The sequence below is a fragment of the Desulfurivibrio alkaliphilus AHT 2 genome, from assembly GCF_000092205.1.
In the GTDB taxonomy this organism is placed as follows: domain Bacteria; phylum Desulfobacterota; class Desulfobulbia; order Desulfobulbales; family Desulfurivibrionaceae; genus Desulfurivibrio; species Desulfurivibrio alkaliphilus.
Genome location: NC_014216.1, coordinates 1,351,182 through 1,364,097 on the forward strand (window position 1 = coordinate 1,351,182; position 12,916 = coordinate 1,364,097).

General features: G+C 60.1%; 14 protein-coding genes. 7 read left to right on the forward strand and 7 right to left on the reverse strand.

Annotated elements, in window-relative coordinates; translation table 11 throughout:
* Entirely contained in the window at window positions 1-1,428 is a 1,428-nt protein-coding gene (locus tag DAAHT2_RS05795; protein WP_013163364.1) for a B12-binding domain-containing radical SAM protein, read from the reverse strand.
* A 447-nt stretch (window positions 1,429-1,875) separates the two neighbouring features.
* On the opposite strand from DAAHT2_RS05795, the gene DAAHT2_RS05800 reads away from it, so the two are divergent.
* On the forward strand, window positions 1,876-3,171 hold the full coding sequence (locus DAAHT2_RS05800) for a B12-binding domain-containing radical SAM protein (protein WP_013163365.1): 1,296 nt from the start codon (window positions 1,876-1,878) through the stop codon (window positions 3,169-3,171).
* Window positions 3,172-3,333: 162 nt separating this feature from the next.
* Complete coding sequence (locus DAAHT2_RS05805; RefSeq protein WP_013163366.1) at window positions 3,334-4,485, forward strand: beta-ketoacyl-ACP synthase III; 1,152 nt, start codon at window positions 3,334-3,336, stop codon at window positions 4,483-4,485.
* A gap of 166 nt (window positions 4,486-4,651) precedes the next feature.
* Here DAAHT2_RS05805 and DAAHT2_RS05810 read toward each other — a convergent pair whose 3' ends face one another.
* The 6 genes from DAAHT2_RS05810 to DAAHT2_RS13845 all read right to left on the reverse strand — a co-directional run bounded on the left by DAAHT2_RS05810 (window position 4,652) and on the right by DAAHT2_RS13845 (window position 9,762).
* Window positions 4,652-4,930, reverse strand: coding sequence for an acyl carrier protein (locus DAAHT2_RS05810; RefSeq protein ID WP_013163367.1), 279 nt, complete (start codon window positions 4,928-4,930; stop codon window positions 4,652-4,654).
* Between the two features lie 233 nt (window positions 4,931-5,163).
* Entirely contained in the window at window positions 5,164-6,468 is a 1,305-nt protein-coding gene (locus tag DAAHT2_RS05815) for an ABC transporter permease (protein ID WP_013163368.1), read from the reverse strand.
* Between the two features lie 4 nt (window positions 6,469-6,472).
* Window positions 6,473-7,267, reverse strand: a complete 795-nt coding sequence (locus tag DAAHT2_RS05820; RefSeq protein ID WP_013163369.1) for an ABC transporter ATP-binding protein — start codon at window positions 7,265-7,267, stop codon at window positions 6,473-6,475.
* On the reverse strand, window positions 7,264-8,286 hold the full coding sequence (gene darH / locus DAAHT2_RS05825) for a BtrH-related acyltransferase DarH (protein WP_013163370.1): 1,023 nt from the start codon (window positions 8,284-8,286) through the stop codon (window positions 7,264-7,266). The genes DAAHT2_RS05820 and darH overlap by 4 nt, the downstream gene beginning before the upstream one ends.
* Window positions 8,287-8,449: 163 nt before the next feature.
* A complete protein-coding gene (locus tag DAAHT2_RS05830; RefSeq protein ID WP_013163371.1) occupies window positions 8,450-8,902 on the reverse strand; it encodes a DarG family dialkylresorcinol biosynthesis protein in 453 nt (150 codons plus the stop codon).
* A gap of 260 nt (window positions 8,903-9,162) precedes the next feature.
* Window positions 9,163-9,762: an AP2/ERF family transcription factor gene (locus DAAHT2_RS13845; RefSeq protein ID WP_218915051.1), complete on the reverse strand. Its 600-nt coding sequence runs from the start codon at window positions 9,760-9,762 to the stop codon at window positions 9,163-9,165.
* A gap of 409 nt (window positions 9,763-10,171) precedes the next feature.
* Here DAAHT2_RS13845 and DAAHT2_RS05840 point away from each other — a divergent pair, with 409 nt between their 5' ends.
* From DAAHT2_RS05840 to rplI, 5 genes are all read left to right on the forward strand, one after another.
* Complete coding sequence (locus DAAHT2_RS05840) at window positions 10,172-10,606, forward strand: MazG nucleotide pyrophosphohydrolase domain-containing protein (protein ID WP_013163373.1); 435 nt, start codon at window positions 10,172-10,174, stop codon at window positions 10,604-10,606.
* 138 nt (window positions 10,607-10,744) lie between these two features.
* Complete coding sequence (gene rpsF / locus DAAHT2_RS05845) at window positions 10,745-11,149, forward strand: 30S ribosomal protein S6 (protein ID WP_013163374.1); 405 nt, start codon at window positions 10,745-10,747, stop codon at window positions 11,147-11,149.
* Between the two features lie 44 nt (window positions 11,150-11,193).
* Window positions 11,194-11,433 carry a 30S ribosomal protein S18 gene (gene rpsR / locus DAAHT2_RS05850; protein WP_013163375.1) on the forward strand — a complete coding sequence of 80 codons (240 nt, stop codon included), beginning with the start codon at window positions 11,194-11,196 and terminating at the stop codon, window positions 11,431-11,433.
* An 18-nt stretch (window positions 11,434-11,451) separates the two neighbouring features.
* On the forward strand, window positions 11,452-12,384 hold the full coding sequence (locus DAAHT2_RS05855) for a DUF2232 domain-containing protein (RefSeq protein WP_013163376.1): 933 nt from the start codon (window positions 11,452-11,454) through the stop codon (window positions 12,382-12,384).
* Window positions 12,385-12,440: 56 nt separating this feature from the next.
* Window positions 12,441-12,896 (forward strand): 50S ribosomal protein L9, encoded by a 456-nt coding sequence (gene rplI / locus DAAHT2_RS05860; RefSeq protein WP_013163377.1) that lies wholly within the window; start codon window positions 12,441-12,443, stop codon window positions 12,894-12,896.
* The last annotated feature ends 20 nt before the right edge of the window (window positions 12,897-12,916 follow it).

Genomic DNA, 12,916 nt, shown 5'->3' on the forward strand with positions numbered 1-12,916 from the left:
TCACCCTTCAATCCGCTGATTGGAGCGGGCAAAACGCAGAAAACTGGAGAGATTGCCCATAAACCGCCACCAGCTGTGGGGGGATTGCCAAAGCATGGCCAGGTAGCCCAGCCACACCCGGGGCCGCATGAAATGACTGCGGTAAAATTCCAGGAAGAGCTCCTCCAGCCGTTGCCGGGTCATCCCCTTGGTCACAAAAACAAAATTCATGCAGTCCATCTTCCGGTAATCTTCCTCAAACTCGCCCAGTTCGTGAATTTTTTCATAAATGGGGGAGCCGGGAAAAGGGGTGAATTTGGCCAGGTTGAAATCATCGATGGGCAAGGAAAAGACATAGCGCATGCTGCGTCGCACACTCTCCTCGGTTTCTCCCGGCAGGCCCAGCATCAGCAGCCCTTTAACCCTGATCCCGGCCCGGTGAATATCGTGGATCACTTTGGCCAGCAGGTTAAGATCGGCATTCTGCCGGTGCTGGGCCAGCAGATCGGGATCGCCGGTTTCAATACCCAGGCTGATCATCCAGCAACCGGCTTTTTTCATTAAGGCCAGCAGCTCCGGGTCCACATGTTCGGCCCGGACCGCGCAGTTGAAGGTCATGTTAAGCGGTTCTTCGATCAGGCGCCGGCACAGCTCCACCACCCGGCCCCGGTGGAAGGTGAACTGATCGTCGTAGAAATTAAGGTGGCGAACCCCCCAGCGCTGCCGCAGATGCTGCATGTGCCGGTAAACATAGTCGGCGGAGTTGTATTTAAAGCTGCGCCGGAAGACCGAGCGGTCGCAGTAGCTGCAGGAGTAGGGACAGCCCCGGCTGGACAGGCAACTGGCGTTGGGATGGGTGGGGTAGTTGAAGATCGGCAATTGGTATGCCTCGGGGTAGCCACGCAACTTTTCGTAGGCCGGCAGGGGCAGGTCGTCCAGTTCCACCCCCCGGCCCTGCAGGCCGGTAAAATGTACCCCGGAGTCGGTGCGAAAAACCAGCCCCTCGATACTTGCCAAAGGGGCTCCCTGCAGCAGTTGCGCCAGCGGTAACTCGCCCTCCCCCACCACGGCGCAATCAACTTCCGGATACTGCTGCAGGATCTTCTCTTTCATGGCCGAAACGTGAACCCCGCCCAACACCGCCTTGATTTCCGGCCTGGCCCCCTTGACCATGCGCACGATCCGCACCGCGTCAAGAAAGCCGTTGGTGGTGCAGGTCAGGCCGATCCAATCCGGCCGATGCTCATCGATGTAGGCCATAATACGGGCATCGGAATCCAGATGGGCAAAACAGTCGATGATGGCGGTACGGCAACCCTGCTGATCCAGGTAGGCGGCGATACTGCACAGCCCCAGCGGCGGCATCAGGTTGGCCAGTCGCGCGATATCGGTCTTGCTGCCATCGGCGGTGTAGCCCAGAGGGTGAATCAGAAGAATGTGCTTGGCCATCACTGCCTTCCAGTCGTAAACGTTCAGCAGCACCGCATCTTCGGGCCAGCAGCCAGGCTTGAGTACCCGGTGTACGCGGCGCCTGGCTGCTGGCCCGAAGCTACGGCACTGCTGAACGTTTACGGCCCGTTAAATCAACAGGTTAACACTCTGACAAACGGTTACCCCCATTCAGGTTTCTCCGACGAGTGCCTTACCATTTCATTGCTGCAATGAGCGGCAAAACTAGCATATCCCACGCCTGGGCACAAGGATTTGGTAAGTTTTATTAAATTTAGCCCAACTTGCTGAAATTTGCCGTGACCAATATTACGCTTGTGTTATAATGGCCGCCGCCGCATCGGGGCAAAGTTTAACTCGGCCGTGGAGGGATCATTTTGCCTTGTCTTCAGCGCCGGCCGGTAACGCCCCCCCGGAATTTCGGCCTAACTCTATGAAAACGTCGACATGCAAATTCTGCTGATCAATCCACCCAATTGCGGGCGCAGTATCCCCGAGGAACGCTACGGCATCACCTCGGTCCGTCAGATCTTCCGAGGCGAGCCCCTGGCGCTGGAAGAACTGGCCGGCAACCTGACCGCCCACGATGTCCGCATCCTGGACCTGAAGGCCGAGCCCGACGGCCTCGACCGGGCCCTGAACCAAGGTCTACCGGACCTGGTGGGCCTTACCGGGGTAACCTGCGAGGCCAACACCGTTCGGCGACTGGCCGGGGAGTTTAAAGCGGCAGGAGTGAAAAACGTGGTGGTGGGCGGCATTCACGCCAGCAACGACCCGGCCTTTTTCAACCATGAGGAAATCGATTACATCTGTATCGGCCTGGGCAAACTCTCTTTCCGGGAACTGGTGGAAGCCCTGGAGCAGGGTCGGCAACCGGCGGATATTCCCGGCATAGCCAAGACCTCCCCGGGCGGGCAACTGCAATGGCTTGAGCGGGACTACCGGGAGGACGACCTGGTCTCCCACCGTCCGCCAGCCTACCAACTGGTCGCCTCTTACCGGGACCACTACCGGCTGGAAAGGCTGAAGGTAACCATGGGCTTTGTCGTTTCCGCCGCCGGGTGCCCCCACCGCTGCTCGTTCTGCTGCATCAAGGGCCAATGCGGCGGCCGCTACCTGACCCGGCCCGAGCAGGAGGTGATCCGCGACATCGAACTGCTGGCCGACATTCCGGTAATCCGGCTGATTGACGCCAACACCTTCGGCAACCCCGAACAGGCCCGCAGGCTGGGCGAGGCTATCCGCGCAGCAAGGCTCAACAAACAATTTCTGGCCGATGTCCGCTCCGATACGGTGGTCAATCATCCGGAGCTGATGCAACTGTGGCGGGAAGCGGGATTGAGGGCGGTGATCATCGGCTTTGAAGAACTGGATGATCGCAGGCTTACGGCCATGAACAAGGCCAACCGGGCGGCAATCAACCGGGAAGCGGTGGGAGTGCTCCAGGAACTGGGAATCACCATTGTCGGCGATTTCATCGTTTCTCCCGGCTACCACGAGGAAGATTTCCAGCGCCTAAGCGATTACCTGGCCGCCAGCCGGATCGACTTGCCCATCATCACCGTGCTCACGCCCCTGCCCGGCACCGCCTACCATCGCCAGCAGCGCAACGAGATCATCAACCACGATCTCGACTATTACACCCTGACCAACGCCGTCACCCCCACCAGGCTGGCGGAAGAAGAATTTTACCGGCTCTATGCGGAACTGGTCCGCAACAGCCATCAACAGGCCAAACTGTGAACCAATGGTAATCGTTCAGCAGCACCGCACCTTCGGGCGATCAGCCAGGCTTGAGTACCAGTGTACGCGGCGCCTGGCTGCTTGCCCGAATCTGCGGCACTGCTGAACGATTACGGCCCGTTAAACCTGTAAGTTAGTACCCCTGATGAACGGTTACAACCAATGAACGTCTTTATCACCGATCTTGCCACTTTTCTTCCCGGCCCCCCGATCAGCAACCAGCAGCTTGACGACTACCTGCTTGGCGCCGACCGTATCTCGACCAAAACCAGGAAGATCATTCTACAGAACAACGGCATCAGCACCCGCCACTATGCCCTGGAGCCGGGCACCGGCCGGCTTACCCACAGCAACCGGGAGTTGACCGCCGAAGCCGTACGCGCCCTTTGCGCCCAGGGCAGATGCCGCCTGGACCAGATCGCCTGCCTCTCCTGCGGTACCGCTTCCCCGGACCAGTTGATGCCGGGCCATGCCTCCATGGTCCACGGCGAGCTGGGGGCAGCGCCGTGCGAGATCAACACCGCCAACGGGATTTGTCTTTCCGGTATCATGGCCATGAAGTACGGCGCCATGGCGGTGGCCCTGGGGCTGGCGGAAAACGCGGTGGCCACCGGCTCCGACCTCTCTTCCAGCTTTTTGCGCCCCTCGTTTCTAAAGCCGCCGCCGAACCCGGAAGCGGCAACCGGCACCCCACGCCATCCGGCCTTCTCTTTTGAGGCCGATTTTCTGCGCTGGATGCTGTCCGACGGCGCCGGGGCGATGCTGCTGGAAAAACAGCCGGCCGGCGACGGCATCAGCCTGCGGATTGACTGGCTGGAAATAGTCTCCCAGGCCCACCACCGGGAAACCTGCATGTACGCCGGGGGGGTAAAGGAAGAAGACGGCAGCATCAGAGGGTGGCGGCAGTACGACCATATCGAAGAGGCCCTGGCCCAGGGGTCTTTTGCCGTCAAGCAGGACGCCCGGCTGCTCAACCGGGCGGTGATCCAAGCCCTGATCGAAGAAAGCCTGCCCCCACTGCTGGCCAAACACGATCTGCAACCCGAACAGGTTGACTGGTTTTTACCCCACTATTCTTCGGAATACTTCCGAATGCCGCTGCATGACCAGCTGGCGGCCATCGACTTCCCGATCCCTTACGAAAAATGGTTTACCAACCTGAAGACCAAAGGGAACACCGGAGCGGCTTCATTCTATATCATGCTGGCCGAACTGTTTGCATCCGGCCGCTTGCAGCGGGGGGAAAAGATCTTCTGCTTCATCCCCGAAAGCGGCCGCTTTGCGGTGGGCTACATCTTGCTTACCGTGGTATAAGCCGTAATCGTTCAGCAGCACCGCACCTTCGGGCGATCAGCCAGGCTTGAGTACCCGGTGTACGCGGCGCCTGGCTGCTTACCCGAATCTGCGGCACTGCTGAACGATTACGGCCCGTTAGACCGGTAAGTTAGTACCCCTGGTGAACGGTTACTATAAGCTTTGGCTACAGGGTGCGGTGTTGGCGGATGAAGGCGGCCAACGACGTTAGCGAGGCCATGATCCGCTGGCCGCTCTCAACGGATTCAATCCGCACCCCGTAGCGATTCTGCACCGCCACTACGATCTCCACCGCATCCAGGGAGTCGATCTCAAGGGGCGAGTCCGGCCCGATCAAGGGCTGGTCCATAATTGCCGCCACCTCCAACTCCCTGGCCGGCAACCGGCAGGTTTCAACAATAAGGGGCAGCAGCTCCTCGGCCAGCGCCCGATCCTGACTTTCCATAAACCTCTCTCCCAATACAGACAAAATTTGCCGTAAGCGAACAGCCGCACCGCATCTTCGGGCGATCAGCCAGGCTTACGTACAGGGGGTACGCTGCGCCTGGCTGCTTACCCGAACCTACGGCACGGCTGTTCGCTTACGGCCCGTTAGACCGGCAGATCAGTACCCCTGGTGAACGGTTACAATTTGCCAAATCGCTGCAACAGCCACCCCGGCTTTTACAACGGGCGGTTTCATTCACGGCAAGCAGTCAACCGCCAGGCCACCAGCAGGTTTATCAGGCCGAACAACAGCAGCCAGAACAGCCAGATGGCGGCTCCAGCCAGGCCATGCCCCCGGACCAGAAGCTCATGAAAGGCGGTCAGCCCCCAGTTCAGGGGTGACGCCACGGCAAGCTGCTGCATAAATTCGGGCATGGCATGGACCGGCACCATGATCCCGCCCAAAGCGGCCGCCAGAACGATGGAGATGGAACCAAACATGGTAACCTGTTCGTAACTGCTGCAGGCACTGCCCAGCATCAAGCCGTAACCGCAGGCGGCCAGACTGACCACCAGCACCACCAGGCCGACCTCCCAGAACACCCCGGCGGCGGTGAACGCCGGCAAGCCCAGCAGGGGAAAAAGCCGGTTGCCGATGAGGTAAATCAAGGCAAACTGGAGCAAACCCACCAGCAAATAGGCCAGCATTTTGCCACCCAAAAGGCTTACCACCGCCAGAGGCATACTGCGAAAACGCAGCCATACTCCAGAGCGCCGCTCCCAAAACAGGCCGCCGCCCAGCGGCAGCACGGTAAAAAACATGCCGAACAAAGCCCAGGCGGGAACATTCTGCTGCACCACCCCCGGCCGGCGGCGATCATCGCCGCTTTTCGCCTGCTCCCGGAGCCGGAGCAGCTCTTCCGGCAGGGTTTCAACCCCGAAGGTTTCCTGCCGCAGAAATTCTCCCGGTATTCCCAGCTGTTCCAGGCGGCTGCGAATGGTCTCTACCAGCAACTCCAACTTCCACTCCAGTTCAACCCGGGCCATGGCCAGGCGCACCACGGTGGCAAGCTCCTGGCGAAATCCCGGCAGCAGGGCCGGGTCAAAAAAGATTTGCAGTTCCAGCGCGGGGGCAATCCCCTCTTCCTGCCGGCCGTCATGATCTTCAGCCTCCCGGTCGGAGGCGGCCGCAGCCAGTCGCTGCAAACGGTGCTGCAAATCCGCATCGATTCCCGCCGGCAGGATCAGCAGGCCGCTGTACTCCCCGGCGGTCACAGCGGCTTGAGCCTCTGCCACCCGCTCCTCCGGCCAGACCACCAGCTCGAGCCCCCGGTGCTCCCGGAGCAAAACCTGCAACTCCGGGCCCAGTTCTCCCTGATCCCGGTCAATAAAAATCATGGTGCCGGCCCGCTCACCGGTAAGCTCCATGACATTCTGCTGCACCAGGGTGATCACCAGCACCAGGGCCGCCGGCAGCAGAAAAAGGCTTAACAGGCCGGCATGATCCCGCAAGAGCAGCAAGAGCTCTTTCCATGTCACCGTCAAGATCCGGCTCATAGCCTCAATCCCGCAACTCCTTGCCGGTCAGGGAGAAAAAAAGCTCGCCCAGGCCGGCAAAGCCACCGCTTTGTAACAACTCGGCGGGACTGCCGCAGACCACTACCCGCCCCTCATCGATGATCGCCACCTGCCGGCACAACTGTTCCGCCTCTTCCAGATAGTGGGTGGCGTAAACAATGGTCACCCCCTGCCCGGCCAAGGCGGCAAGCTGCTCGTGGATCGACTGCCGGGACTGGGCGTCGATGCCCACCGTGGGCTCATCCAGGCAAAGGATCTGCGGCTCGTGCAACAGGCCCACCGCCAGGTTCAGCCGCCGTTTCATGCCGCCGGAATAGGTCGCCACCCGCTGCCCGGCCCGGGTCTCAAGCCCGGCCAGGCGCAGGCCGTGGGCAACCCGTTGTTGCAGCCGTTGCCCCCGCAGGCCGTACAGGCGGCCGAAGAAAAGCAGGTTTTCCCGACCGCTCAAACGGTCATAAAGGGCCAGATCCTGGGGCACAAAGCCCAGCCTTTGCTTGGCCGACGGCGAAGCCGGGCCGCCCTCCCACCCCGAAAAGGAGATGGCTCCACCATCCGGTCGGGCCAGCCCGCACAACAGGGCCAGGGTGGTGGATTTTCCGGCCCCGTTGGGCCCCAGCAGCCCGAAGATCCCTCCCCGCGGGATACTCAAGGTAAGCTGGTCGACGGCCGGCCGCCGCTGGCCCGGATATGTTTTCCGCAGCCCCGCAAGCTCAATGGCAAAAGGCGCTGCGGCCGCTGCAACCGCCCGGGGCGTCTGTTCTCCCTGCCCCCGGCTCATGGCATGGTTCCCAACATAAACCGCAACCGACGAAAGACCTGCTCCTCGAGAGCGGCACATTGCTCCAGGCCGGCGGCCAGGGCCTGATAGTCGTCACCGGCGCCGGGGCGACCCTTACATATCCGGGCTGCCATCACGGCAAAATCACGCCACCGGTCACCGGCGGCGGTCAATTCCCGCCCAACCGCCGCCAATGGTTCGTGGCCCAAGAGTTCACCGGCTTCTCGCAAAAAATCGGCATAAAGAAAACGGAAACCTCCCCCTCCGGTGCCGATCTCCTCCTGCATCCGCACCACATGCCCCAAGTGCAGGGCGGCCCGCTGCGGCCCCAAACGCCGGGGCCAGCGTTTTAAGCGGCGGGCCAGAAAACGGATTCCCCGGACCCCGGTCAGGGGGAAGGGCTGCAGCATGCCCCGCACCGCCACCCTTATTCCAGCCATGATAGCAGGCCGGAAATCGGGCTTTTCCGGGCGGAATTCAAGCCCGTACATCCTCCCCTTGGGAGCCAGGGCGCCGGCGGCAAAACGGGCCCGCTGCAAATCCTGAGCAGGACAGCTGACAGGGCCGGGAAACACCGGGTCGCTGATCAGGTAGTCATCACCCCGCTTACCATACACCACCAGGTTGTGACCGTTGAAATGGAACCGGTAGGCTTTGGGAAAATAGGGCAGCCAGAAGACCCCGGTCTGCAACCCCACCGGTATCCCCCGGGCCAGCAGGTCGTCCAGGGCTTTCATGGCCCGCTCGGGATTACGGAAGCTCTGCTCCCACACCCGGATGCCCAGGTTGCCGGCCAGGCGTTTGATAATCCGGCCGCTGGCCACTCGGTAGGTCACCAGCGGCAGACCGTTGAGCCTGATAAACGGGAAGTAGCCGAAGAAAATACCGGCCCCGACCCCAAAGGCCATGGGCTCGGAAAGGGGTATGCCGCCATGACTTACCAGGTTGGCCGCCACCCCGCTTTCACAGTGCGCCGCCTGCCTATGTTGAAAATCAAGCTCCAGATTCACCGGCACCATTCTCGATCAATTGCTCGTATCCGTTCACCAGGGGTACTAAACTGCCGGCCTAACGGGCCGTAAGCGAACAGCCGTGCCGCAGGTTCGGGTAAGCAGCCAGGCGCAGCGTACCCCCTGTACGTAAGCCTGGCTGATCGCCCGAAGATGCGGTGCGGCTGTTCGCTTACAATTGCTCAGGTGCCGCTGCACCGCCCAAGTTGCACGATTGCTCATAGAGCGCAGCACGCAACACGCCCCGGCGCAAATCATCCTCCGACACCTTAAAAAGCTCGGCATAACGGCGCAGCATGGCGGAAGATAAGCGCCGGAAGCCCGCCGCGCGCAGATGCCACCTGACCCGCCAGACGGAAAAACCCATATACTTGCCCAGCAGCCGAGGGGTCATCTGGTTGACCACCATATAGTAATGGATAGGGCTGACCTTGCCACCCTCTACCAGGCGGCGGGCCTCAGCTACCTCTGCCCCCAGGGCCTGCCAGGCTTGCTCGTTAACCACATCCACGATGCCGGTATCAGCGCTGCTGATACGGCAACGGCCACCGTTGGCCGCCTTGGCGTACTGCACCAACGGCAAACCGCCGGTAACCCCGGAATGATTACTTTTTTCCTGTATCATAGCAGCCCCAAGATAGCCGAAATCAGTCACCAAAACAAGGGCGCAGGCCCGGCAGCAAGGCAAAGTCAGTTGCCTGTACACTGAGGGCAGGTTTTGCGGCATCCACCCGGGCACAAATCAAAAAAGGCGGATAACCATCCACCTGCCTGGCCAGGCAAGTGGACCGTCATCCGCCCTTTTATCATTTACGCGGTAAAGTTGTTTAGCGCAGTCCATACGCGGGCTGTAAGCAACAGCCCAGTTTTTTCACCCCTGCCGCATCAGGCCCGAGCTGCCCTCCGGGAGGCGGTTTTCCCGGCCGCCGATTTGCGCACCGCAGCCCGAGCGGTGGACTTACCGCCTGCCCCTTTGCCGCTGCCGGCTTTAGCCTTGCCCCTGGCAGTGTTCGGCTTGGCCGCCGCTTTCCTGCCGACAGTCTTACCTCTTCCCCGCAGCGGGGTGGGCTTTTTCAAACCCAGGCGCTCGGCTTCTTTCTGCTGTCTGATCTGACAGGCCAGCTCAAAAGCCTTCTCCTTGCCGTGCTTGCGAATGGAAACCGAGGTCTTGCCCTGGCGCCCCTCGGTATTAACCCAACTGACCTCGTAACGATTCAGTTTCTCGTTGTGCCGGACCCCAACCACCCCGCTTTTGGTGTTGCTCACCGTAACGATATGGCGGTCGGTACGAACCTTGCCCAGGCTGATCTCCGTCTGATCCCGCCAGGCCAGAGCGGACAGCAGGCTGGAATAACGCCCGCCATACTTGCCGTCGGAAAAAAACTTGGAGTGGGTTTTGCCCATGAAACGGACCCTTACATACCAGCCGTGGGTCCGCTTGCTTTCCTGGTCAATGCGGGCTACATCTTTGTGTTTTTCAAGCATCTTTTTGGCAACCATAAATAAACCTCTCACTTGCGATAAATAATCAGCGGGGCAGGCGCGCCCAGTTTGCAATTCCCAGTTGCTTCCAAAAAACCATACAACAGGTATCCTCTCAACAGGACACTGCCAAAATGTTGCAAAAATGATACCAAATTTCACAAAATACCCGGCAAAGCATCTAACTGTTTACATTTACACTTCTTTTTTTTAATCTCACCTCACCGACAACTGCCTTTCGCTTCATTTGCACCGGCCATTGTCGCACGAAACGCGAAACCGCTGTGCGCCAGGCGCGACAAATTGTCGCACCTAACCAGTCCTGCCCTGCTGCAAGTCTTGCCCCCTAAACACAAAAGGTTTAATATAAGCGATTTTACCCCCCACAACCAAGCAAGAGCATCTGTCTATCATGAGCACACCACCACCCCCCCTGGCCGACCGGCAACGACCGGAAGAGGCCCTGCTGCAACTGACCGCCCTGATCTCCCGCCTGCGCGGCCCGCAAGGCTGTCCCTGGGACCGCAAGCAAACCCCGGAGAGTTTCAAGCATTACCTGCTGGAAGAGGCTCACGAACTGCACGAATCCCTGGGGGGCAACGACCACCGGCATATTCGTGAAGAGCTGGGCGACCTGCTTTTTCAGGTGCTGTTTATTGCCGAGCTTTACCGTGAACAGGGAGCTTTCACTTTAAGCGAGGTTATCAACGACATCATCGCCAAGATGGTCCGGCGCCACCCCCATGTCTTCGGGGACAAGCAGGTAAACTCGGAAGAGGAGTTGCGCCGGCAGTGGGAAGCCATCAAAGAGGGAGAGAAAAAGGACAAAGACACAATGGCCTCTTGACATTGCGCCCAATCCCATGGTAAGTGGTTGTTCTTTTTTGAGGAGCGGCCCGATGGCCGCGCAAGATCCCCTCTTTGCCCCCGATAGCCTATATCCTATATAGATACACGGGGCCGCATGCCCACAAGGAGGAACAACGTGCGTAATTACGAGAGTGTCATCATCGTCAGGCCCAGCGCCGGCTCTGAAGCCGAGCTGACCGGAGTCATCGACAAGTATTCCGGGGTTATCACCGCCCATGAGGGCGAAATCGGCGGAGTTGACCGCTGGGGGCTGAAAAAGCTGGCCTACCCCATCAGCAAGGAGACCCAGGGGGTTTACCTCCTGTTCCGTTACACCACTTCTCCTGACGGGATCAAGGAATTGGAGCGCCTGCTGCGCATCGACGACCGAATCCTCAAGTTCTTGACCGTCAAACTCACCGGTGAAGAAGCGCCCTTCACTCCCTCGGAAGACGAAGGAGGTAACGGTGACGAGGAAGCCGCCGGTGACGAGGCGGAAGGCAACGACAACAACGAGGATAACGGCGAAGACAACGCCTGATCGCCATTTCCCCCCGCACCTTCATTGCTTTTGAGGATATCAACATGATGAAACGTAAAAAATATTTCGGTCGCCGCAAGGTTTGCCGTTTCTGCAGTGATAAAAGCCTGGCCATCGACTACAAAGATGTTAAAACCCTGCGCGGTTTTCTCACCGAACGGGGTAAGATTATTCCCCGGCGGATTTACGGTAACTGCGCCAAACACCAGCGCCAGTTGTCGGAGGCGATCAAGCGCGCCCGCCAGATCGCGCTGCTGCCCTACACCGGTAACCCGTACCTTTAATCGGCACGGGAGTCCGGTTTGACCAACAACAGCGGCAGACCGGCTTTCCCCACCGGGCAATTGCCGGCCCTGGCGGTAACGGCAGCTCCCCTGCTGCTGCCGCTGCTGAGCCCCGGCATGATCTGGCTGCAAAGCCTGATCCCCATGGTGGTGGCCTACCAGATGGTGGCCCTGGGTTATCACCAGGGCCGGACGGTGGTGATCTGGGCCATGCTGGCGGCGGCCATGGTGGCCCTGATCAGCGGCGGCCTGCTGATCCTCTTTTTCGGGCTCAGCATGGTGCCGCTGGGCTATATTCTGGCCCGGGGGATCGCCCTGGGCGAGGCCCCCAACTGGGCCGGGGCTAAAGGTCTTGTGTACCTGTTGTGTTTCTGGTTGCTGCTGGGCGCTTTTTCAGGAATCACCGGCAGCCCGGGGCCGGTCCGGGTGATCCAGGAGAGCCTGGATCATACCGTGACCACCGTCATGGAAGAAGAAGAGGCCGCCGCGGCGGCCTTGGCAAACCTGCGGAGGGTGTTCGACCGCACCTGGCCGGCACTGTTTACCATCTCGCTGCTCAGCCTGGTCTGGCTCAACCTGATGGCCAGCCACTGGCTGCTGCGCAGAAGAAACCCGGCCTTGAGCCCCTGGCCGGAGTTCAAGCACTGGCGCCTGCCGGACCATTTTGTACTGGCGGCCGCCCTGGGGCTGCTACTCTGGCTGAGCCGCCTGGAGCCCATCGCTTCCGTCGGGCTCAACCTGGTGCTCATCATGGGCATGCTTTATTTCATGCAGGGCCTGGGAGTGATGAGTTTTTTGCTGGCCCACTGGCGGTTGCCCCCTCTGCTGCGGGGCATCTGTTACGCCCTGGTGCTGCTGCAGGTATACGGCCCGGTGCTGCTGGCCATTCTGGGCCTGGCCGATGTCCACCTGGACTGGCGACGACGCCTTACCAATAACAATGCTGCTTAACATGCCGGTTGCGCTTTGGTGCCGGCCGGTCTGCAACCTAGTATGGAGAACTAAAAATGGAAGTAATTCTCAAGGAAACCATCGATACCCTTGGCGAGATCGGCGACGTGGTCAAGGTCAAGCCCGGCTACGGCCGTAATTACCTGATTCCTCAAGGCAAAGCGGAACTGGCCAGCAAAGGCAACCTGGCTGTACTGGCCAAGCGGCAGGCGGCTATTGCCGCCCGCAAGGCAGAGCACCGGGCGGCGGCGGAAAAACTGGCCGCCACCATCAAGGCTGCCAAAATCACCATCTCCCAGCGTACCGGCGAGGACAACAAGCTTTACGGTTCGGTTACCAGTGGCGATATCGCCACCGCCCTGGCCGCCCAGGGAGTTGAGGTGGACAAGAAAAAAATCATGCTGGAAGAGCCCATCAAGAATCTGGGCACCCACACCGTGCCTTACAAAGCCGGCTACCAGGTAACTGCCGAGATCACGGTGGAGGTGGTTCCCGAAGAAAGCGAGCAGTAAGCCGGCGGGACAACTTACCC

Excerpts from the sequence above, each read along its gene's own strand:
- DAAHT2_RS05805 (WP_013163366.1), top strand. The coding sequence starts at position 3,334 with ATGAACGTCTTTATCACCGATCTTGCCACTTTTCTTCCCGGCCCCCCG.
- DAAHT2_RS05800 (WP_013163365.1), top strand. The coding sequence starts at position 1,876 with ATGCAAATTCTGCTGATCAATCCACCCAATTGCGGGCGCAGTATCCCC.
- rplI (WP_013163377.1), top strand. The coding sequence starts at position 12,441 with ATGGAAGTAATTCTCAAGGAAACCATCGATACCCTTGGCGAGATCGGC.
- DAAHT2_RS13845 (WP_218915051.1), bottom strand. The coding sequence starts at position 9,762 with ATGCTTGAAAAACACAAAGATGTAGCCCGCATTGACCAGGAAAGCAAG.
- DAAHT2_RS05815 (WP_013163368.1), bottom strand. The coding sequence starts at position 6,468 with ATGAGCCGGATCTTGACGGTGACATGGAAAGAGCTCTTGCTGCTCTTG.
- DAAHT2_RS05820 (WP_013163369.1), bottom strand. The coding sequence starts at position 7,267 with ATGAGCCGGGGGCAGGGAGAACAGACGCCCCGGGCGGTTGCAGCGGCC.
- DAAHT2_RS05795 (WP_013163364.1), bottom strand. The coding sequence starts at position 1,428 with ATGGCCAAGCACATTCTTCTGATTCACCCTCTGGGCTACACCGCCGAT.
- DAAHT2_RS05830 (WP_013163371.1), bottom strand. The coding sequence starts at position 8,902 with ATGATACAGGAAAAAAGTAATCATTCCGGGGTTACCGGCGGTTTGCCG.
- DAAHT2_RS05840 (WP_013163373.1), top strand. The coding sequence starts at position 10,172 with ATGAGCACACCACCACCCCCCCTGGCCGACCGGCAACGACCGGAAGAG.
- DAAHT2_RS05810 (WP_013163367.1), bottom strand. The coding sequence starts at position 4,930 with ATGGAAAGTCAGGATCGGGCGCTGGCCGAGGAGCTGCTGCCCCTTATT.
- rpsR (WP_013163375.1), top strand. The coding sequence starts at position 11,194 with ATGATGAAACGTAAAAAATATTTCGGTCGCCGCAAGGTTTGCCGTTTC.
- darH (WP_013163370.1), bottom strand. The coding sequence starts at position 8,286 with ATGGTGCCGGTGAATCTGGAGCTTGATTTTCAACATAGGCAGGCGGCG.